Here is a 20123-nt window from a genome sequence, read left to right on the forward strand (position 1 = left end):
GGCCAGCCGATTCCTGGGCTTAAATGTTTTAAGGCGGCTCAGCGCACTCTGGGTATAGCGTGCTGAGGCACAGGAAAAACAGTGCATAGAAAGCAACACCCGGGCGATACCCGGGTGCCTGGCGAAACGTCAACGAGCGCATTGCGGCGCCATGAAGCGTTTAGATTTTGCCGACCAGATCCAGCGACGGTGCTAGGGTTTCTTCGCCTTCTTTCCACTTGGCAGGGCAGACTTCGTTGGGGTTAGCACGCACGTATTGGGCGGCTTTTACCTTGCGCAGCAACTCTTCAGCATTGCGTCCGATGTTGCCTGCATTGATTTCAACAATTTGGATCTTGCCATCAGGATCGATAACGAAGGTGCCGCGCTCGGCCAGGCCTGCGTCTTCGATGAGTACTTCAAAGTTGCGAGAAATCCGCAGCGTGGGATCGGCAATCATGGGAAACTGCAGCTTGCCGATTGTTTCGGAGCTGTCGTGCCATGCCTTGTGGGTAAAGTGCGTGTCGGTGGAAACGCTGTAGATTTCGACGCCAAGCTTTTTAAATTCTTCGTAGTTGTCTGCCAAATCGCCAAGCTCTGTAGGGCAAACGAACGTGAAATCGGCTGGGTAGAAGAAGAAGATGCTCCACTTGCCTTGCAAATCGGCATCGGAAACGTCAACAAATTCGCCGTTCAGGTAAGCGGTTGCATTGAACGGTTGGACTGCTGTGTTGATTAAAGACATTCAGATCATCTCCATTGCTGACTAATAACAGTGAAATAATTTGCTGATTAGACTAAGGGCTAACGCCTGATGGTTAAAATTGTAAAAAACCATCGCAGCGATAGCGGCGACCTATCATAACACCCGTTATTAGCCAATGTGAGCGCTTGCGCTACGCTTCAGGTTGAGGTGGCTGGGCACAAGCGCAATAATTTTTGCGCATTGGCTTGCGATAGCGGGGCCCGCGCCGCAAAATCCGCACGGTCAGCCGCGGGATGGCGAGTGGACAAGCATATCGGCTGACTTGTCTGTGGTTATCGTTAGTCTCACTAAGGAGTAGGTAAATGGGGAACATTCACAAACTTTCCGGGGCCGTTGCGGCCATTTCACTTGTCGCAGCGGCAACCACGGTTCATGCCGATGATGAAGTGCGCGTGTATAACTGGTCTGACTATATTGCGCCCGATACATTGGAAAAATTCACGGAACGCACCGGCATAGACGTCACTTACGACGTGTTTGATAGCAACGAAGTGCTCGATGCAGCGTTGCTTTCAGGCCGATCTGGATATGATGTGGTTGTGCCGTCCACCTACTACCTGACGCGGCAAATGAAAGCCGAGGTGTATCAGCCGCTGGACCACGATAAAATTCCCAATTTAAAGCACTTGAATCCCACGCTGATGGAGAATCTGGAACAGGTTGATCCAGGCAGTGAGTACTCGGTGCCTTATATGTGGGGAACCAACGGCATTGGCTACAACGTCGATCGCGTCGAAGAGATTCTAGGTGAAGACGCGCCCGTCGACAGTTGGGCATTGTTATTTGACCCGGAAATTACCAGTCAGCTCAGCGAAGCCGGATGTGGCTTGTCGATGCTGGATTCCGGCGATGAAATGCTATCGCCCGCAATGGTGTATCTGGGACTGGACCCGACCAATGAAAGCATCGAGGACCTTGAAGCGGCAGGCGAGTTGCTCGGCGAGGTTCGCGATGACATGACCTATTTCCATTCGTCTCGCTATGTGTCGGACCTGGCCAACGGCGACATCTGCGTCGCAGCCGGTTACTCTGGGGATATTTTCCAGGCGGCTGACCGGGCTGAAGAAGCCGGGCGTGACTTTGAGGTTGCTTATAGTATCCCTAAAGAAGGCGCTGCACTGTGGTTTGACATGATGGCGATTCCCGCTGATGCACCCAATCCCGATAGCGCCCATGCCTTTATCAACTTTATACTTGACCCGCAAATCGCCGCTGAAATAACCGAGTACGTGCGGTATGCCAACCCTAACGCCGCCGCGGATGAGTATCTGTCTGACGAGATTCTCAACGATTCCGCCATCTACCCCGATACTGACGTGATGGATAACCTCTACGTTCAGGTTGAAAAGCCCCAGGACATCCAGCGCGCTCGCACTCGTATCTGGAACCGCGTAAAATCCGGCCGTTAAGATACGTTCATCCGACGGCGAGCCCAGGCAGCTTCATATGATTGGCCTGGGCTCGCTGTTCGTTTTTTGATTGCCCGTTTTCTGCGGGCCTTTTGATGGGAGTGGCGAATGGTGACTACGCCCCTATCGAACGACGCGTCATCCACGTCTCCTACCAATGCCGCTACGCTGCGTGCCATGGGCAAAGCGCCTCGGTTCGCGGATGATATCGTGTTGGAGGTAAAGCGGTTAAGTAAACGCTTTGATGATGCCTTGGCGGTAGATGATGTCAGTCTGCAGGTAAAACGCGGTGAGATCTTTGCCCTGCTGGGTGGTTCAGGTTCCGGCAAGTCGACGCTGTTGCGTATGCTGGCGGGTTTTGAAACGCCAACCGAGGGGCGTATTTTGCTGGGCGGTGACGATATCACCGCCATGCCGCCGCATAAGCGACCCATCAATATGATGTTTCAGTCTTATGCGCTGTTCCCGCATTTGAGCGTGGCTCAGAACATTGCGTTTGGTCTCAAACAAGACAAGTTACCTAAAGCCGATATTGAAGCGCGGGTCGCGCACATGCTTAAGCTGGTACACATGGAGCGCTTTGCCAAGCGTAAGCCTCACCAACTTTCCGGCGGTCAGCGCCAGCGTGTCGCACTGGCCCGTTCGTTGGCCAAACGGCCCAAGCTACTGCTGCTTGACGAACCGATGGGGGCGCTAGACAAAAAGCTGCGCACCGAGATGCAACTGGAAGTCGTTGAGATTATCGAGCAGGTCGGGGTGACGTGCATCATGGTCACCCACGATCAGGAAGAGGCCATGACCATGGCCGACCGCGTGGCGATAATGGCCGACGGCTGGATCGAGCAGGTGGGCTCGCCTATTGATATCTACGAAAGCCCGGTCAGCCGTATGGTGGCCGAGTTTGTAGGCACAGTGAACCTCTTTGAGGGCGAGATTGTTGAGGATGCGGCCGACCATTGCAAGATTGTTTCACCGGCGCTTGAACGGCCGATTTATATCGATCATGGGATTACCACCCAGGCCATGGACCGCCGAGTGTGGGCGGCGCTGCGCCCCGAGAAAATCTGGCTGACCCGCGAGAAGCCCGACGCGGCGCATAACTGGAGCGAGGGTAGGGTGGAAGATATTGCCTACCTGGGAGGGTTTTCGCTTTATTACGTGCGCACCCCCAGTGGCCAGCTCATCAAGGTCAGCATGGCCAATACCGAGCGGCGCGGCGATCGACCGACCTGGGAAGACCGTGTGTATGTACATTGGGAAGATCATAGCGCTATTGTGCTGAATCGCTAACCGTGGGCTCCTTTGGATGCTGTGGAAACGCCCGCTGCGGCGGGCCATCAGGAGATCGCCTTAAATGATGCCTGCTCGCTTTTCCGCCATGCTAAAACGCTGGCAGCTAGGGCGGCGCGCTGTCATCGCGCTGCCCTTGGCATGGCTGACGTTATTCTTCTTGCTGCCCTTTGCATTGGTACTAAAAATCAGCCTCTCGGAGGCGACCGTTGCGGTGCCGCCTTATGGGGCGCTGGTTGAGTACGTTGATCAAACGCTGCATATTGCCCTCAACCTGGGCAATTACCTGTTCTTGGCCTCGGACTCGCTGTATGTGGCGGCGTACTGGGGGTCGTTGAAAACTGCCTTCATCGCAACGCTGGTGTGTCTGTTGATTGGCTACCCAATGGCGTATGCAATGGCGCGTACCAGCGCGCGCTGGCAGATGATTTTATTGCTGTTGGTGATGTTACCGTCCTGGACGTCGTTTTTGATCCGTATCTATGCCTGGATGGGGATTCTCGGCAACAGCGGCTTGCTGAACAACCTGCTGATGGGCGTGGGTCTGATTGATTCCCCCTTGCGTATGATGAATACCCAGTTTGCGGTGATTATCGGGATTGTCTATGCCTACCTGCCGTTTATGGTACTGCCTCTCTACGCCCATCTGACCCGGCTGGACAGCGCGCTGCTTGAAGCGGCGTCGGATCTGGGATCTCGTAAGCTGAATACCTTCATCAAGGTGACGTTACCGCTGTCGATGGGCGGCATTATTGCAGGCTCGATGCTGGTTTTCATTCCTGCCGTTGGCGAATTCGTGATCCCCGAGCTGCTGGGTGGGCCGGATACCTTGATGATTGGCAAGGTGCTGTGGGAAGAGTTCTTCAATAATCGAGATTGGCCTGTGGCTTCGGCACTGGCCATGGTCATGTTGCTTTTGCTGTTGATTCCCATCGTATGGTTTCACCGTTATCAGTCCCGGGAGTTGGAAAAATGAGCATAGCCAAGCCACGACTGCGCTTTACCAGCGTTATGCTGGTGGTCGGATTGCTGTTTTTGTACCTGCCGATGCTGGTGTTGGTGGTTTACTCGTTCAATGCCTCGAAGCTGGTGACGGTTTGGTCAGGGTTTTCAACCCAGTGGTACGGCGAGTTGTTTCGCGATGAACAAATCCTTTCGGCGATATGGATGAGCCTGCGCATTGCGTTTTTCTCCGCCAGCATGGCGGTATGCCTGGGCACCATCGCCGCGTTTGTGATGACCCGCTACGGTCGATTTCGCGGCAAAACGGCGCTTTCCAGCATGGTGACGGCGCCCTTGGTGATGCCCGAAGTCATTACCGGCCTATCGCTTCTACTGCTGTTTGTGCAAATGGCCCAAATCACTGGGTGGCCCGCAGATCGGGGAATGGCGACGATTTGGATCGCGCATACCACGTTTTGTAGTGCTTACGTGGCTGTGGTGGTGGCGGCCCGTCTGCGTGAGATTGACCTGTCTATCGAGGAAGCCGCCATGGACCTCGGCTCGCCGCCGATGAGAACGTTTTTCTGCGTGACGCTGCCGATTATTTCCCCGGCCCTTGTGGCGGGCTGGCTACTGGCGTTTACGCTCTCATTGGATGACTTGGTGATTGCCAGTTTTGTGTCTGGACCAGGCGCCAATACGCTGCCGATGGTGGTGTTTTCGTCGGTACGTATGGGCGTCTCACCCAAGATTAATGCGCTGGCGACGCTGATTATTTTAGCGGTATCGCTGGCAACGCTTTTGGCGTGGTACCTGATGCGGCGAAATGAAGCCAAGCGTCAGCTTGCGCTGAAAGCGTCCGCCCATTAAAGGATATCGTCGTCGCTGCCCACGCGAACACTTTCCAACTCGCCGGTAATCAGCGATACCTCGATGGCCAGTTGGATGGGCGCACAGCATTGGTGGCAATCCTCCCAGGTAACATGACTGCCCTGGGAAGCATCAATCAATAGTGTTAATAAGGTATCGCAGTAGGGGCAGTAAGCGTCATACTCTACTAAGGTATCTTCTTGCATGGTGCGATCCTTCTGGCAGTGGCACTTTAGTGTAGCAGCCGTATTATCGAGAGGCATTGCCATGTGGAATCAGGTAGGCTAAACGCCGTTTATAACGCAATGGAGAGCAGCGATGATGTTACGACAGGTGGCCGTAGCGGCCTTATTGGCCTTGCCGGTAGCCGCGTGGGCGGAAACACCCAACATAGCGCCAGGCGAATGGGAATTCGTCAGCACCACGACGGTTAGCGGCGACATGCCGATTCCGGATCAAACTGAAACCGAGCAACAGTGCATTACCCAAGACGACCTGGAAGATGCGGATCTTGGCTTTATTGAAGAAGAAGAAGGTTGTGAACTGCTGGATCAAGACACCAGTGAGGATGGCATTTCCTATAGTATGGTGTGTCGGGCCGATGGCGGCGAAGCCAACATCGACGGCGATATGCAGTTTATGGGTGAGCGCATTGAAGGCACCGTCGATATCCAAACGCAATCGCCAATGGGCGAGCTTAATATGCAAACCGCGATTGACGGCGAGCGGTTGGGCGACTGTTAATCGTTTATTAAATGCTGCTTAAATGTCAGTTAAGCATCATCTAGAAGGGCGCGCCTAACCGGTGCGCCCTTTTGTTGGTCAAGCATATAGGTCCGTAATGGGATGGTGGGCTTCCCGCTAACGTTGCGGCGGGGCATTAGCCATTTCGTTTTCTAGCCGGCGCTTAACGGCGCCTGGTGAACCGCTTTGTTGTGCTAGCAAATCGTAGGCGACGGGGACGACAAATAGCGTAAACAACGTGGCAGCACCTACCCCGGCCATGATGACAATACCAATCACATAGCGAGACTCGGCACCCGGGCCGCCCGATACAATCAACGGGATGGCCCCCGCCATGGTGGTAATTGCCGTCATTAAAATAGGCCGCAGGCGAGTAACCGAGGCCTCGATGAGAGCGTCACGAAATGCCTTGCCTTCATCGCGGAGTTGGTTGGCGAATTCGACAATCAAAATACCGTTCTTCGCCGCAAGACCAATTAACAACACCAATCCCACTTGGCTATAAATATTCAGCGACTGGCCGGTTAACCATAGCGCCAGTAATGCGCCGCTCATGGCAAGCGGCACGGTGAGCATGATGACGAAGGGATGGATGAAACTTTCAAACTGCGCCGCCAGCACCAGAAAGACCACCAGCGCACCAAGGACCAGCAGGAACGTGGTGGCACCGCTGGCATTCTGGAAGTCTCGAGATGCCCCGGCGACATTGGTTTGCGCTTCTTCTGGCAAGATTGTATCCGCACTTTGCTCAAGATAGGTGAGTGCTTCACCTAGTGGGTAACCATCTGCTAAGTTGGCCTCGATGGTGATTGAGCGCACGCGGTCAAAGCGGTTAAGCGTACTGGCACCAGCGGCGTCGCTTAACGTTACCAGGCTTGCCAGGGGGATGAGTTCATTGCTGCGCAACGAGCGCACTTGAATATTATCCAGGGAGCGCGGACTGTTTTGGCTGGCGCGGTCGCCTTCGACGATAACATCGTACTCTTCGCCATTATCCACATAGCGGGTCACGTTGCGGCCACCGAGTAACACTTCCAGCGTGCGGCCAATCTCGCTCACTGTGACCCCCAAAGCAGCGGCGCGCTGTTCGTCGATCTCCACGTTGAGCTGGGGCTGCGTCTCGTTGTAGTTGCTTTCGATGGCGCGAATGCGTGGATTGTCATCGCGTATATAGTCAATTAGCTGATCGCGCCACTCGGCCAGTTCTTCGTAGGTGCCCCCGCCGAGTACAAACTGCACGGGCTTTTCCGTGCGTTGGCCAAAACCTTGGCGCATGACGGGAAATGCCTGAACGCCGGGCAGGGTGTCAAGGGCATTGCGAACGTCATCCATGATCGCCCAAGCGCTACGCCGACTGCCCCATTCGGCCATGTTGACGATGATGAAACCGCTGTTGAAGTTTTCAATATTGCCGTAGCCACGCGGTGCGCGCACCACCACCCGCTCCAGTTCGCCGCTTTCGACCATCGGCGTCAAACGGGCTTCCACCTCATCCATATAATCCATCATGTAGTCGAAGGTGGCCCCTTCGGGCCCGTTGACCAGTACGATGAAGTTGCCGCGGTCTTCTTGAGGGGTGTATTCGTTAGGGAGTAGTTGGCTTAACCAGGCAGTCATCGCAATCAGCAATACGAAGACAGCAGCCACCCAGATTCGCCGCGCCAGCAGTACTTCGAGCAGCGAGCGGTAACGGCACTGTGCGCTGCGCGTGATGCTCTGTACCGCTTTGGAAAGGCGACTGTCGTGCATACGCGGCGAGAGGATTTTAGACGCCATCATCGGTGTCAGCGTGAGCGCTAACAGGGTAGAGATCGCGACCGCGGCAGCCATGGTCAGCGCAAACTCGGAAAACAAGCGTCCAATATCACCTTGCAGCATGCTGAGCGGCACAAACACGGCGATCAATACCAGTGTGGTGGCAATGACCGCAAAAGCAATCTGGCGGGTGCCACGAAACGCCGCTACCAAAGGTGTTTCGCCCTCGTCGTGCATGCGGCGGTTGATGTTTTCCAGCACCACGATGGCGTCGTCGACGATCAGTCCAATAGCGAGTACCAGCGCCAGCAGGGTAAGCAGATTGATCGAGAAATTCATGACCGCCAGCGCGGTAAAGGCACCAATGATAGCAATGGGCACCGTGACAGCGGGGATCAGTGTAGTGCGCAAGTTACCCAGAAACAGGAACATCACCACGATGACTAACACCATCGCCACCGCCAGCGTAAAGACGACTTCCTTGATCGCCCCGGACACAAACACCGATGCGTCATAGTTCAAACTGAGGGACATGCCCTCAGGGAGAGTCGTTTGCAGCCGCACAAGCTCCTGTTGCACCGCGTCTGACAGTTCGACGACGTTCGCGGTCGACTGCATAATCATGCCCAGCCCGACCATGGGAACGCCATTTGCGCGAAATACGCTCCGGTCCTCAACAGAGCCAATCTCAACGCGGGCTACGTCACCTAAACGCACTAAATAGCCATCGTCGCCCTCTTCAAGGGGGAGGGCCTGGAAGTCATCGGCGGTTTCAAACGTGCGTGGCAGCCGAACAATAAACTGGCGGTCCTCAGACTCGATGGCACCGGCCGGTAACTCGACGTTCTCGGCCCGCAGCGCATCTTCAATATCGCCTACGGTCAGGTCCCGTGCTGCCATGGCATTGCGGTCAATCCATACGCGCATGGCATAGTCGCGTCCACCGCCGACGCGAACCCTGGCCACCCCGGGCTGCACCGAGAGGCTATCGACTAAAAAGCGGTTGGCATAATCGGTTAGCTCGGTCATTGAGTAGTCTGCCCCTGAGAGGCTCAACCAGACGACGATTTCCTCGCTGCTGTCGGCTTTACTCACCTCAGGGTTTTCGGCATCGTCGGGCAGGTTGCGCAGGGCGCCGCCGATGCGGTCACGCACATCGTTTGCCGCCGCGTCGATGTCCATGGTCAAGGCAAATTCGATATCGATGCGTGAGCGACCGTCCTCACTTTCGGAAGTGATTAACTCGATACCTTCCACCCCGGCGATGCGGTCTTCGAGGACTTGGGTAATCCGAGTTTCAACCACGCTGGCCGATGCGCCGGGGTAGCGCGTGTCGATGCTCACAACCGGCGGGTCGACGGTGGGGTACTCCTGTAGCGGTAAACGGTCAAGCGCCAGTAAACCAAAGGCAATAATTAATGCCGCCATGACCACCGCAAGAACGGGGCGCTGAACCGAGATATCCGATAAGCGCATTAGCGGTCTGCCTCAAGTAAGTCGCGAACATCGGTCTCATCGTCAATCAGGCCAACCAGTCTTACGGCTTGGCCATCCCGGGCGCGCTGCAAACCATGCACAGCGACGACGTCGTTGGCCGAAACGCCAGCGTTAATTTCCACTTCGCCGGCCCGGCGCTCGCCTATTTCCACGCTTTGTTGGCGCAGACGGGGAGAGGCGTCGGGGTTGTCGATTAGCATGACATAGTGACGATTGCCATTAGGCTGAATGGCAGCCTCTGGCAGAACGACACTCTCGCGGGGCTCCTGGCGCACCACGACCTCCATGAGCATGCCGGGGCGTAGACGTTCATCGGGGTTGTCGATATCAGCGCGGACGCTAATGCTGCGCGTCACCGGATCGACCCGCGTGCCAAGGCTGGCTATTTCGCCGTGGAATACATCGTCAGGGAAAGCCGCGGTGGTGGCGCTAAGCGATAGACCTGGTGCCAATCGGCTCAGGTAGGTTTCAGGTACGCTGAAGTCGAGCTTCATGACGTCCAGTTTGTCCAGCGTGATCAATTCCATTCCTGGGGTTACCAGTGCTCCGGCGCTTACATTGCGCGTGCCGACTCGGCCACTGAATGGAGCCTTAAGCCGGTAATCCTCCAGGCGTGCGCGTAACGCAGCGATCTCTGCTTCGGCCTGGTCGACACCCGACTGGTTGTCTTCTACGTCGGCGCGGGCTGCCAGATTGCGGTTTTGTAGCTCTAAAGAGCGCCCCAGTGCGTTGCGTCGTTCGTCACGCAGGGCGAGTGCGGCTCTTAAGCGTGCCTGCTCTTCGGCGTCTTGTAGGCGAATAAGTATATCGCCCTGGTTCACACGCTGGCCGTCTTCGAAGCTAATCTCGGCGATAGTATCGGTGACGGTGGCCGACAGCGTCATGCTTTCGTCGGCGCGCAAGGTACCCAATGCCTCAAGGGGGTCTGACCAAGGGGCCAAGGCAGCGCGTACGCCAATTACGCTGGGCTCGGATTGAGCATGAGTTAACATGGGAGCGGTAAATAGGAGCAGCGTGAGCATCAAGCGGCGACAAAATAAAGGCATAAGTCTCTCTGCAATATGTTGTACCGCCTGAGCTAGATCGTGATGCCAAGCAGCGTTTTTTTATCGATGGTGTTGATAGTAGGCTTAAATTGTACAAAAGCTGTATTTATTATTTATATGATACAACAAAAAAGCCTCTATAGGCTGTTAAAATGCCGCCTTTTGCAAAGCTGGGAGCGGTGACGAATGACCTACGATGTCGTGATCATTGGGGCTGGCGCGGCAGGCCTGATGTGCGCCGCTCAGGCGGGCTATGCCGGTAAGCGCGTGTTGGTCATTGATCATGCTAATAAAGCCGGCAAAAAAATCCTGATGTCGGGCGGCGGCCGCTGCAACTTTACCAATCTCGCTACTACACCACAGCATTTTTATTCAACGAATCCGGCTTTTTGCATTTCAGCGCTAAAACGCTATCGCCCCGAGCACTTTGTCGAGTTGGTAGAGCGTCATGACGTTGACTACGTTGAAAAAACGCCGGGCCAGCTATTCTGTTCAACTTCGGCTAAAGAGATTGTCCGCATGCTGCTCACGGAGTGCGAGTGGGCGGGAGCTGAAGTAGCACTCAGTGCACAGATTACCGGCGTTGAGGAACAGGGCAGCGCCATGCGGCTATCGACCTCGATAGGAAAAATAGATGCCGGTGTGGTGGTGGTCGCAAGCGGCGGCCTGTCGATTCCTACTATGGGGGCTAGTGGCTTCGGCTATGACCTTGCCCGCCAATTTGGCCTTGAGGTGCTACCCACCACGCCCGGTCTTGTACCGTTTACGCTGAGTGATCAATGGAAAGCCAGGGCCAGCGAGTTGTCTGGCGTCAGCTTGCCGGTGACGGTAAATACTCGCCTGAAGGCGTTTAATGAGCCGATGCTGTTTACTCATCGTGGGCTATCCGGCCCGGGCATGTTGCAAGCGTCTAGCGTTTGGTCCCCCGGTGAGGCGATTGAAATCGATTTATTACCGCAGCATGACGCCCAGGCGCTATTGCACCATGCCCGTGAGCATACGCCGAAACGTCAGTTGGTCACCTGGCTGATGGATCACTTTCCCAAGCGAGTGGCGCAATCGTTAATGGACTGGTATCCCGATGGCAATGATACGCAACCGCTGGCGCAGTACAGTAATTCGCAGCTTCAGCTATGGGCGGAGCGACTAAATCGTTGGCAGCTAAAGCCTGCCGGTACTGAAGGGTGGCGAACGGCCGAGGTAACGATGGGGGGTGTCGATACTCAGTCGATTTCATCCAAAACGTTTGAGGTTAAAGGGCTTCCTCAACTGCGCTTTATTGGCGAAGTGCTGGATGTGACCGGAGAGCTGGGGGGCTATAACTTTCAATGGGCATGGGCCAGCGGGGTGGCCTGTGGCCAGGCCTGTTGACCCAGGCAATGCACAAACGCATCAGCAGTTTCTTAAGTGGCGACTTTGGCAAGCAGCTTAAGCTTGCGATAAAGCATGTAGCCAGCCAGCACCTTGCGGCCCCCTGCAAGTGCCCCCCGCGGGTGGCGAACCAAACGCAATGCGGCAAGCCCGCCAATCACGTAGGCGGGTATTTTAAACCGCTGCCAATTGGAATCGAGGGGAGACGCCGCGCGCAGCAGCTGATCGCTGTCGACCAGAATATTCACGCGCTGCTGCTCAAGTTCAGCTAGTAGGCGTGCCTTGCGCTCAGCTCTTGTAGGGGGCTTGATGTCAGCCCCTGGTGGCTTAGCGGGCGCGTTGTTCAGGCTCATTTTTTGCCTCCAGCAAGGCGCGGTCGGCGGCTAATTGACGTAGCGTTTCTTTCAGTAAGGTGTGTTGTTTCGCTTGGCGAAGCGCAATAACCGCCAACGTGAAGCTGGCGGCAATCAATACCAAGGCACTAACTGCAATAGCGGTGAGCCGGTAAGTGTCCCAGAAAAGCACCACCACTAGCGCGACCAAGGTGGCGACACCTAGCAGCAACAAAAGTAGGCTGGCGCCAGCAATGAGCATTAGCACCATAAGCCTGGAGCGTTCTTCTTCAAGCTCCACCACCGCTAAACGTAGTCGCGTCTCACCATTGGCAATCAGCGAGTTAAGCAAACGTTTAGCGGCTGAAAAAACGCGTTGGGTGGGCCCCAAAGCCATTAGCGACGACCGAGTAGCATACCGATGATGACACCTGTTGCGGCACCGATGCCGATGCTGGTCCAGGGATTTTCATGAACATACCTGTCGCAAGCGTCGGCTTGGTGTGTCAAGGAGTCGCGGGTGTCTTCATAAATACGCTCGCCACGAGCTTCCAAGCGATGGCGGGTATCCTTGAGGCGTTGCTCGGCACGGGTGCGGAGGTCGCGCATCTCACCACTGGCATCTTTTGAGGTAGCGTTTACCAATTCTTCAACGGTATCGCTTAGGTGGCGCAGATCTTCTTTCAGTTGATCGGCCTGTGCGGTGCTTTCGTTTTGACGTTTAGCCATGATGTCATCCTTTGACGGTAAGTGAACAACTACCAGCATAGCAGTCGCATAACCACTGACAAGTGAATTGCTTATCGGTTCAGGCCGCTGGCGCTGAATAACGGATTTAAACTAAACCCAATGCTCAGGCGATGTACGCGGTGATCGTAATCGATCAGGCTCTCGCCGTAACCGTAGTAGTATTGGACATGGGCACGCAGAGAATTGAAGGCAGGCCAGCTGTAGTCAATTTGTGTGCCCATGTTGCCGGCGCTTGGATTGCCACGCAGTTGTCCGCTGACTTCATGGTTATCATCGAGCCGCTTTGCCACACGAATATCGCCATAGCCCATGTAGCGTTCAATGTCTGGGTTATCATCATCTTCTTCGGATTCGGGAACCCGCCAGTGGGGCGCAAAGGTAACGGCCCAGTCGCCACGTTGAAAAATACTCTCGAGATAGACGCGGTTCCAACTGCGCGATAATGGGTCCGAACGGCCGTTAGACTGGTGGTTAATCGCCACCCGGTTGCGCGTATTGACCCAGCCCAAGGCATCCCAGGGGGTGTCTATGTCGATAAACATTTCAGGTTCATAATTGGTCTCGCGAAACGGCGAGGACGCATCGGTGTTATAGGCTTGCCACCAGCTGCGCTGGGTATAGCCAAAATAAAGATCGCCAACGTCGTCCCCCAGCAAATCTTCTGCCAGATTGACCTTGGCACTGAACTGGAATTTCAGCTCGCTATCATCTGGCGCTGTGTCGGACGAGATACTGCGAAAATTGTCGCGATTCTGATTCTCGTTGTAGCTTACCGGGAAAAGGTAATTAGTCCGGTGGGTGGTGATCGAGAATGGGTTGCGTCCGGATTCTTGTTCCAGCTCACGCCGCTCGTTCAGGTCTTCAATCGCAACCAGTTCGGGTGGCGGCACAACGGTATCACTATTGGACTCAAGGTCATCAACCTGACGTAACTGCTGGTGGAGTTGGGATAGCTCGCTATTCAGTTCGTCGATGCGCGCTTCGATCTCCTCGCGGCTGTCGGCGTAAGCGAGAGTACTGACGGCGGTCAAACCGCACAGCACAATAAAACATGTTAAATGTCGGTGTCGAATGGCCATCGATAACTCACAAAAATAGGTGGGGCACGTGCCTGTGCCCATGTTGTTCTATCACGCTGTCGGCATAAGTCAACTGTTATGATTGCGCGGTGGCTGACAACCCCCGACAATAGCCAAGCTCAACATCGACGCATCTACGAGGCATGGCGCTGTGGTTAAATTTACCTTTCCATTGGTAATGAAAGGGTTAGTGGCCTTAGCGCTGCTGCTGTGCAGCCTCGCGCTAAGTGCGGCGACGCTGAACGATGTGCCTGATGAAAGGGCGCTTCAGGAGCGTCTTGCTGAGCTTGAATCCCAGGAGACTTTAAACGCTCAGCAGGCGCTTGATCAACAGGCCTTGGCCGCCGCGTTGGAGGCTTATGAGCGTTTGGATGCCATTGAGCAGCAGCTTGCCGAGCTAGAAGAGCGAGTAAGCCAGGCCCCCGACGCGCTTATCAGCGTAGAGCGTTCGCTCGGTGAAGCTGAAGATAGCGATGATGTGCCATCGATCGATGAGCTAAGCGACTTGCCTTTGGCAGCATTGGAAGCCGAGCAGGCAGAGGCGCTGACCAATCTTCAGCAGCTTCAGAGCCAGTTGGCTGAAGTGAATTCGCAATTTTTAACCGCACAAACGCTGCCGGAACGAGCTCAGCAATCCATGGCGGTAACGCTTGAACGGATGGAGACACTCCGCCGTGACTACGCCGAGCGTGAAGCCATGCTGGGAGATCGTCAGCTGTCCGCCCTCAATGACGCGCGCATGATTCAACTCCGCCTTGAGCGTGCCGTGGCTGAGCGTGAGGTGGCGCTCTATCAACGCCAGTTGAGCGCTAATGGTCGGCTGCGTGATCTTGCCCAGCAGCGTCGTGACTTATTACTGCTACAAATTGACCAGCAAGAGCAGCAGCTGAACTTACTGCAAAGTGTCACTGACCGAGAGCGGCGGCTGGCATCCGAACAGGCGATAGCCGATGCCGCACAGGGCAACCCCTTAATTGCTGCAGGACATCCTATTGTCGTCCAGGCGCAACAGCGCAATCAAGCGCTGAGCCTGTCGTTGCTGCAGGCTGGCGAGCGCGATAACAGCTTGGTGCGCGATAACATCGATGCCCAGCGTCAGCTTGAGCACGTTCGCCAGCTACAGCGCAGCTTGAATGAACAAATCGAGGCCATCCGAGGCAGTCAGTTGCTATCGCGGATACTTCGCGAGCAGCGCCAGTCGCTGCCCACCGTATTGCCGCGCCGCGATTTGCAGGATGAAATTGCCGACTTACGGCTGCAGCAGTTTGATCTGGTCCGCCAGCGCGATCAACTTCGCCAGGCCGAGCAACTGTCAAGGCAGCGGCTTCAGGAGGCAAATATTGAGCCGACGCCTGCGTTGATCAATACACTGTCACGGCTTTACCAGTCTCGACGTGAATTGGTCGAGCAGCTTGAAGAGGTTTACGGACGTTTGTTAAGCGCCGCCGTCGAGCTACAGCTTAACCAGCAGCAGTTACTGACCACCACCCAGGCATTGCGCACCACTATTGATGAGCAGCTGTTTTGGGTAGCGAATAGTCGCCCTTTGGACGTTAATTGGCTGCGCCAATTACCCCAACACCTTCGCCTGGAATGGCAAGAAGGCGAGTGGCGCGCCATTCTGCCGACCCGCTGGCCGTCGCTGGATTGGGAAATGCTTAGCGGGCTCCCCTTTTTCGTGGTCAGTCTTATTCTGGTGGCCCTGCGGCGCCTGATTAAAACCCGCTTGGCCACGCTGCATAGTCAAATAGGCCGGCTCAAAAGCGACACGCAGTTGCACACCCCAAAAGCTGTATTTCTGAATGCGCTACTGGCGGTGCCAGGGCCGTTGGCGCTTGCCGGTAGCGGTGTCGCCTTGGGCGCCACAGAAAGCCTACTGGCGACGAATGTGGCGCCTGCGTTAGTTCAGTTAGCACTTAGCTGGAGCGTTGTGGCCTGGGGGCGTAGGCTGCTAGTGGCCGACGGCGTGGCCGAGCAGCACTTTACCTGGTCGCCTGTTTATAACGCTCAGTTACGGCGGTTACTGGCTGGGCTGGGGGTGGCTCTGGTGCCGGTGATTGCTATCTCGACGTTAGCAGATAATCTGCAAACCCCGTTAGCCCAGCGGCCAGTTGCCATGGGCTTATTAACCTTGGGGCTGCTATCGATGGGCCTGTGTTTGGCGCGACTGATCTTAGCCCATGTGCCCATTTTTGGCGTACGCCTGTTTCGCTTGTTGCTGGGTTTGTCCATGGCGGCGGTGCCCTTGGTCCTACTTGGACTGGTGATGTTGGGATACGAATACACGGCATTGAGACTGGTTGGCCGCTTTGTGGCCACGCTGTATCTGCTAGGCCTGTGGGTCGTGGTAGAAGCCACTGTGGTGCGAAGTTTAGCCGTTGCAGCAAGGCGTCTGGCGTACCGGCGGGCACTGGCCAAGCGCCGCGCCCAGGTTCAGGAAGGTGCCGAAGGCGGCTTGGAGGTAGTGGAGGAGCCTCCGCTGGACATGGAGCAGATAAATACCCAGTCGCTACGCCTCTCCAAACTGATTTTGTTGATTGCTTTCATTGGGCTGCTGTATCTGGTTTGGGCGGACCTGCTCTCGGTGCTGGGCTACTTGGATCAAGTGTCACTTTGGGAGAACACCGACGGCGAATTGGTTGACAGCGCGTTGTCTATTTCAGACCTGTTTGGTGCCCTGCTGGTGGTGGCATTGACGTTCATTATGGCGCGCAATTTGCCGGGGCTGCTGGAGGTCATGGTGTTGTCCCGTCTGACATTAAAGCAGGGCAGTGCCTATGCGATCAGCTCGCTGCTGTCGTACACCATTGTCGGCACCGGGGTGGTCATGGCGTTAGCCACGCTGGGCGTATCTTGGGATAAATTACAGTGGCTGGTAGCGGCCTTAAGCGTTGGCTTGGGGTTTGGGCTGCAAGAGATTTTTGCGAATTTTATTTCGGGGCTGATCATTCTGTTTGAACGCCCCATCCGGATTGGCGACACCATCACGTTGGGTAATTTGCATGGCACGGTGAGCCGTATTCGTATCCGCGCCACAACGGTGACCGATTTCGACCGTAAAGAAATCATCATTCCCAATAAAACCTTTGTCACCGACCAATTGATCAATTGGTCGCTCTCCGACAATGTCACCCGGGTGGTACTGACTTACGGCGTTGCTCATGGCTCGGATTTAGCCCTGGTACATCGTCTGTTGCGGCAAGCAGCGGATGAAAACGCCCGCGTGCTGGTGGACCCTGAGCCACAGGTGTTTTGCATGAGCTATGGTCCTCATAGCCTCAATTTTGAGCTGCGTATTTTTGTTAATGACCTGCTTGACCGGTTGTTTGCTGCCGATGAGGTGAACTGCCGTGTAGACGCGCTATTCCGCGAGGCTGATGTGCGTGTTGCCTTTGAGCAAATGGATGTTTGGCTGCACCATGAGTCGGGTGAGGCCGTTAAAGTGGAAACGCTTACGCCGCCGCAAGGTCCGGCGAGTGGTTAGACGGTTTTTTGTGCATAGAGCAGAAACTCGTGGTTACCGTCACCGCCGGTAATTGGGCTGATTTGCCAATGCGTGATCACTAACCCCAGTGCCTGACAGGTTTTGTGCAAGCGTTCCTCAACCTGCTGGTAATGAGCCGGATTGCGAACCACTCCCCGTTTATCCAGTGCTTTAGGGGTGAGCTCGAACTGTGGTTTGACCAGTGAGATAAGCCGGCCACCGCCGGGCAGCAAGGCAGCTATCTCAGGCAATATCAAGGTTTGCGAAATAAACGATACATCCATAACCGCGACGTCAATGGGATGCTTAGCAAGCGCTCGTTGCAGAGCATTATCAGCGCTCATGGCGCGGCCATTGATGCCTTCCAGGCAGGTGATGCGGGGATCGCCACGCAGGCGAGCGTCTAGCTGACCATGACCGACTTCGACACCAATAACATGGCGTGCGCCAAAGTGAAGCGCGCAGTCGCTAAAACCACCGGTCGACTGCCCAACATCGAGCACGTTAAGGCCGTCAAGGCGAAGTGTCAGTGCGTTAAGCACTGCTTCTAGTTTGAGCCCGGCGCGAGACACATAACGTTCTTCGGGGTCGGGAGCAACGTAAAAGCTCGTCTCAACGGGCCACTTTTCGCTCGGTTTGGTCAACGGTGTGGTGCCCTCGGCAAGATAAACGCGCCCATGGCGAATAAGCCGCTGGGCGCGTGTGCGGGAGCTCACCAGCCCTTGGCTGACAAGTAGTTGGTCAAGTCGTGTCATGCGTCGTTGGGTGATGTGCTCTGTGGGCCTTCATTGGCCTGCAACTCCGCGGCGGGTAGCCGCTCGGCTCCCCAGCTTTGCTGCAAATAACGTATAACGGTGTTGAGCTCGTCTTCGGTAACCATCGCCAGTTCGCCACGCTCAAGCGGGTCGTAATGGTAAATGTAAAGCCGCGAGACAAACTGTGAAAACGGTAGCGAGGCTTCGCCAAAACGTTCGCCGTGGCCTGCTGTGCTGACTTTTACGCCACCTCCCCAATCCTGACCGCTGTCATTGTTGGGGTTGTAAAAGTAAATGCGCATCACGTCACCGGGGTCGAGTGAGGCGCGCAAAATAGTGATGGCGTGCCAGCCAATGAATCGAGCAGCGCTGTCTGTGACGGCGATGCCGGCGGGCTGGGGGTGAATCAGCGGCTGGTTGCCGTTGTAATAAGGGTGATAGCAAGCATAAAAATGCCGCACGAAATCGTCAACATCACTAAGTTGACCGGTGGCCACATCGACATTAATGCGAAATCCGCGTCCCGACCACCAGCCATGGAATTCCGGGTTTACCCAGCGGTGAGGGTCGCCTTCTCGGTCCACACAGCGTCGGCCCATTTCCGCGTAAATGCGATCCAGGTGTGGCACCACGATTAATGAAACGGGATCGAGATCGATGGGTAGCTCAGTGGCCACGCCCGAAAGGCTCGCCATCGACGAAATAGCTTGGCCTTCAAAGTGCATGATAATTTCGTCGTCGCGTGCAGCCCATGTGACCATTTGCAATAAATAGTCGGGGTCATTATAGGCCCACATCGAAAGCGCGCGGGCTGACTGGCAAGTCGGGTTATTGCCCTGGCCAACGCCAAGCGGTAAGCCAAGCATGCACAGCACGCCTTCCACTAAGCGTGCGCGGGGCGAGGTCGCTTCGCCATAGGCAATATTCAGCCGGGCTTGTGACCACTCAGATAGTGGCAGACTGAGTTGGCGCCACATGGCCGGTGCCACAGGCGGCTGGTAGAGAATTCCTCGCTCAAGCATCAATGCCAAGCCATAAACCGCTTGGCAGGTGGCGGGGTAAACACCGCCACGAATTAAGGCATGGACGAGTTCGCGATAACACAGAAGGCAGTCGCGGCCGGTTGACGAGAGCCCCAACGCTTCAGACACCAGATGATCGCCTTCTTCAAGCAAATGGCGAAGCAACACGGCGTGGTAAGGCGATACCAGCCCAGTGTCATGCATGGCCCGCGCAAAACCGGTGGCCTCTGCTTGTAGGGCAGATTGGTCCATGCCATCGAGTCGCTCGCGGTAGACCTCAACGCCTGGATCTTCACGGCACGCTTGGGTGGGCCCAAACAGCGAGCTAACCAAGCGGTCGGCACCTTGGCCGCTGGCCCCCAGGTCTATCTCGGGGTTGGCCTGGCACAGCGCAATTTGGGTAATCATTTGCTTGATCGAGTCGACCTGAATGGGGCGCTGTTTAAGAATGCGCCAAATTTCGTCGATCAACTGGTCGATGATGTGCTCGTAGCCAATCCGCTGGGCGAGGTGTTGAAAAAGCTTTCGTGGAATCGCGGCCAGGCGACCTTGTTGTTCACGCTCCGCTTCGCTGGGGGGGGTGAACAACAGCCATAAGTTAAGCGCGATCACTTGGGTTAAATAGTGATGGGCATACTCCTGGGAAACCAGTGAGTGCTCAACGTCGCCTTTTGCCACCGCCAGAAGCCGCAGTTCACTTAATGCTTCAATGACCACTAGATTGGCGTCGGCACTTTTGAGCGACAGCGTGGTAAGGGTGGGCACTAAATATTGCGGTGTTGCCCAGTCGGAGCCTTCAAATACGCCTGCGGATTCAAAATCAGCCGAGCGTGTTTCAAGCGCCTCACAGCCCCCATCCTGCATCAACAGTCGGCGAGCCGTATCTAGCACACGTGGAAGCTTGGCCGGTTTTGAAAATGTAGGCGCCTGCGTGAGCAGGCGCACAGCATCGTCAAATTTGGTCAGCAGCCCGTTGAGTTTTTCATCTTGCGCGGATGGCTGTTGATCGGTCGTCACGGTGACTCCTTGTCC

At 55.6% G+C, this 20123-nt stretch carries 17 protein-coding genes; 7 read left to right on the plus strand and 10 right to left on the minus strand.

What is annotated here, in order from left to right:
* Positions 1-160: 160 nt before the first annotated feature.
* Positions 161-724, minus strand: a complete 564-nt coding sequence (gene ahpC / locus GA0071314_RS06340) for an alkyl hydroperoxide reductase subunit C (protein WP_074395862.1) — start codon at positions 722-724, stop codon at positions 161-163.
* Positions 725-1047: 323 nt separating this feature from the next.
* Here ahpC and GA0071314_RS06345 point away from each other — a divergent pair, with 323 nt between their 5' ends.
* From GA0071314_RS06345 to GA0071314_RS06360, 4 genes are all read left to right on the plus strand, one after another.
* A complete protein-coding gene (locus GA0071314_RS06345) occupies positions 1048-2154 on the plus strand; it encodes a polyamine ABC transporter substrate-binding protein (protein WP_074395863.1) in 1107 nt (368 codons plus the stop codon).
* Between the two features lie 108 nt (positions 2155-2262).
* Complete coding sequence (locus GA0071314_RS06350; RefSeq protein WP_074395864.1) at positions 2263-3444, plus strand: ABC transporter ATP-binding protein; 1182 nt, start codon at positions 2263-2265, stop codon at positions 3442-3444.
* 64 nt (positions 3445-3508) lie between these two features.
* Positions 3509-4420, plus strand: a complete 912-nt coding sequence (locus GA0071314_RS06355; protein WP_074395865.1) for an ABC transporter permease subunit — start codon at positions 3509-3511, stop codon at positions 4418-4420.
* Positions 4417-5256: an ABC transporter permease subunit gene (locus GA0071314_RS06360; RefSeq protein ID WP_074395866.1), complete on the plus strand. Its 840-nt coding sequence runs from the start codon at positions 4417-4419 to the stop codon at positions 5254-5256. Before GA0071314_RS06355 ends, GA0071314_RS06360 begins: the two co-directional genes overlap by 4 nt.
* Here GA0071314_RS06360 and GA0071314_RS06365 read toward each other — a convergent pair.
* Positions 5253-5462 (minus strand): CPXCG motif-containing cysteine-rich protein, encoded by a 210-nt coding sequence (locus GA0071314_RS06365; protein WP_074395867.1) that lies wholly within the window; start codon positions 5460-5462, stop codon positions 5253-5255. The two genes, GA0071314_RS06360 and GA0071314_RS06365, sit on opposite strands and share 4 nt — an antisense overlap.
* 112 nt (positions 5463-5574) lie before the next feature.
* Here GA0071314_RS06365 and GA0071314_RS06370 point away from each other — a divergent pair, with 112 nt between their 5' ends.
* The gene (locus tag GA0071314_RS06370; protein WP_074395868.1) at positions 5575-6000 is read left to right on the plus strand and encodes a DUF3617 domain-containing protein; all 426 of its coding nucleotides are present in this window, start codon (positions 5575-5577) and stop codon (positions 5998-6000) included.
* Positions 6001-6117: 117 nt separating this feature from the next.
* Here the strand turns inward: GA0071314_RS06370 and GA0071314_RS06375 are convergent, their stop codons facing one another.
* Together GA0071314_RS06375 and GA0071314_RS06380 are read right to left on the minus strand one after the other, a co-directional pair.
* On the minus strand, positions 6118-9231 hold the full coding sequence (locus GA0071314_RS06375) for an efflux RND transporter permease subunit (protein WP_074395869.1): 3114 nt from the start codon (positions 9229-9231) through the stop codon (positions 6118-6120).
* Entirely contained in the window at positions 9231-10298 is a 1068-nt protein-coding gene (locus tag GA0071314_RS06380; protein ID WP_074395870.1) for an efflux RND transporter periplasmic adaptor subunit, read from the minus strand. Before GA0071314_RS06380 ends, GA0071314_RS06375 begins: the two co-directional genes overlap by 1 nt.
* A 186-nt stretch (positions 10299-10484) precedes the next feature.
* On the opposite strand from GA0071314_RS06380, the gene GA0071314_RS06385 reads away from it, so the two are divergent.
* Entirely contained in the window at positions 10485-11669 is a 1185-nt protein-coding gene (locus GA0071314_RS06385; protein ID WP_074395871.1) for an NAD(P)/FAD-dependent oxidoreductase, read from the plus strand.
* Between the two features lie 32 nt (positions 11670-11701).
* Here GA0071314_RS06385 and GA0071314_RS06390 read toward each other — a convergent pair whose 3' ends face one another.
* From GA0071314_RS06390 to GA0071314_RS06405, 4 genes are all read right to left on the minus strand, one after another.
* Complete coding sequence (locus tag GA0071314_RS06390; protein ID WP_074395872.1) at positions 11702-12022, minus strand: YqjK family protein; 321 nt, start codon at positions 12020-12022, stop codon at positions 11702-11704.
* Positions 11997-12398 (minus strand): phage holin family protein, encoded by a 402-nt coding sequence (locus GA0071314_RS06395; RefSeq protein WP_074395873.1) that lies wholly within the window; start codon positions 12396-12398, stop codon positions 11997-11999. The genes GA0071314_RS06390 and GA0071314_RS06395 overlap by 26 nt, the downstream gene beginning before the upstream one ends.
* Entirely contained in the window at positions 12398-12730 is a 333-nt protein-coding gene (locus GA0071314_RS06400) for a DUF883 family protein (protein WP_074395874.1), read from the minus strand. Before GA0071314_RS06400 ends, GA0071314_RS06395 begins: the two co-directional genes overlap by 1 nt.
* Positions 12731-12801: 71 nt before the next feature.
* On the minus strand, positions 12802-13830 hold the full coding sequence (locus tag GA0071314_RS06405; protein WP_074395875.1) for a phospholipase A: 1029 nt from the start codon (positions 13828-13830) through the stop codon (positions 12802-12804).
* Positions 13831-14008: 178 nt separating this feature from the next.
* On the opposite strand from GA0071314_RS06405, the gene mscK reads away from it, so the two are divergent.
* Positions 14009-17314, plus strand: coding sequence for a mechanosensitive channel MscK (gene mscK, locus GA0071314_RS06410; protein WP_074395876.1), 3306 nt, complete (start codon positions 14009-14011; stop codon positions 17312-17314).
* Here the strand turns inward: mscK and GA0071314_RS06415 are convergent.
* Positions 17311-18069 carry a TlyA family RNA methyltransferase gene (locus GA0071314_RS06415; protein ID WP_074395877.1) on the minus strand — a complete coding sequence of 253 codons (759 nt, stop codon included), beginning with the start codon at positions 18067-18069 and terminating at the stop codon, positions 17311-17313. The genes mscK and GA0071314_RS06415 overlap by 4 nt on opposite strands.
* On the minus strand, positions 18066-20108 hold the full coding sequence (locus tag GA0071314_RS06420) for a hypothetical protein (protein ID WP_074395878.1): 2043 nt from the start codon (positions 20106-20108) through the stop codon (positions 18066-18068). Before GA0071314_RS06420 ends, GA0071314_RS06415 begins: the two co-directional genes overlap by 4 nt.
* Positions 20109-20123 lie beyond the last annotated feature (15 nt).

The organism is Halomonas sp. HL-93, assembly GCF_900086985.1.
In the GTDB taxonomy this organism is placed as follows: Bacteria; Pseudomonadota; Gammaproteobacteria; order Pseudomonadales; family Halomonadaceae; genus Vreelandella.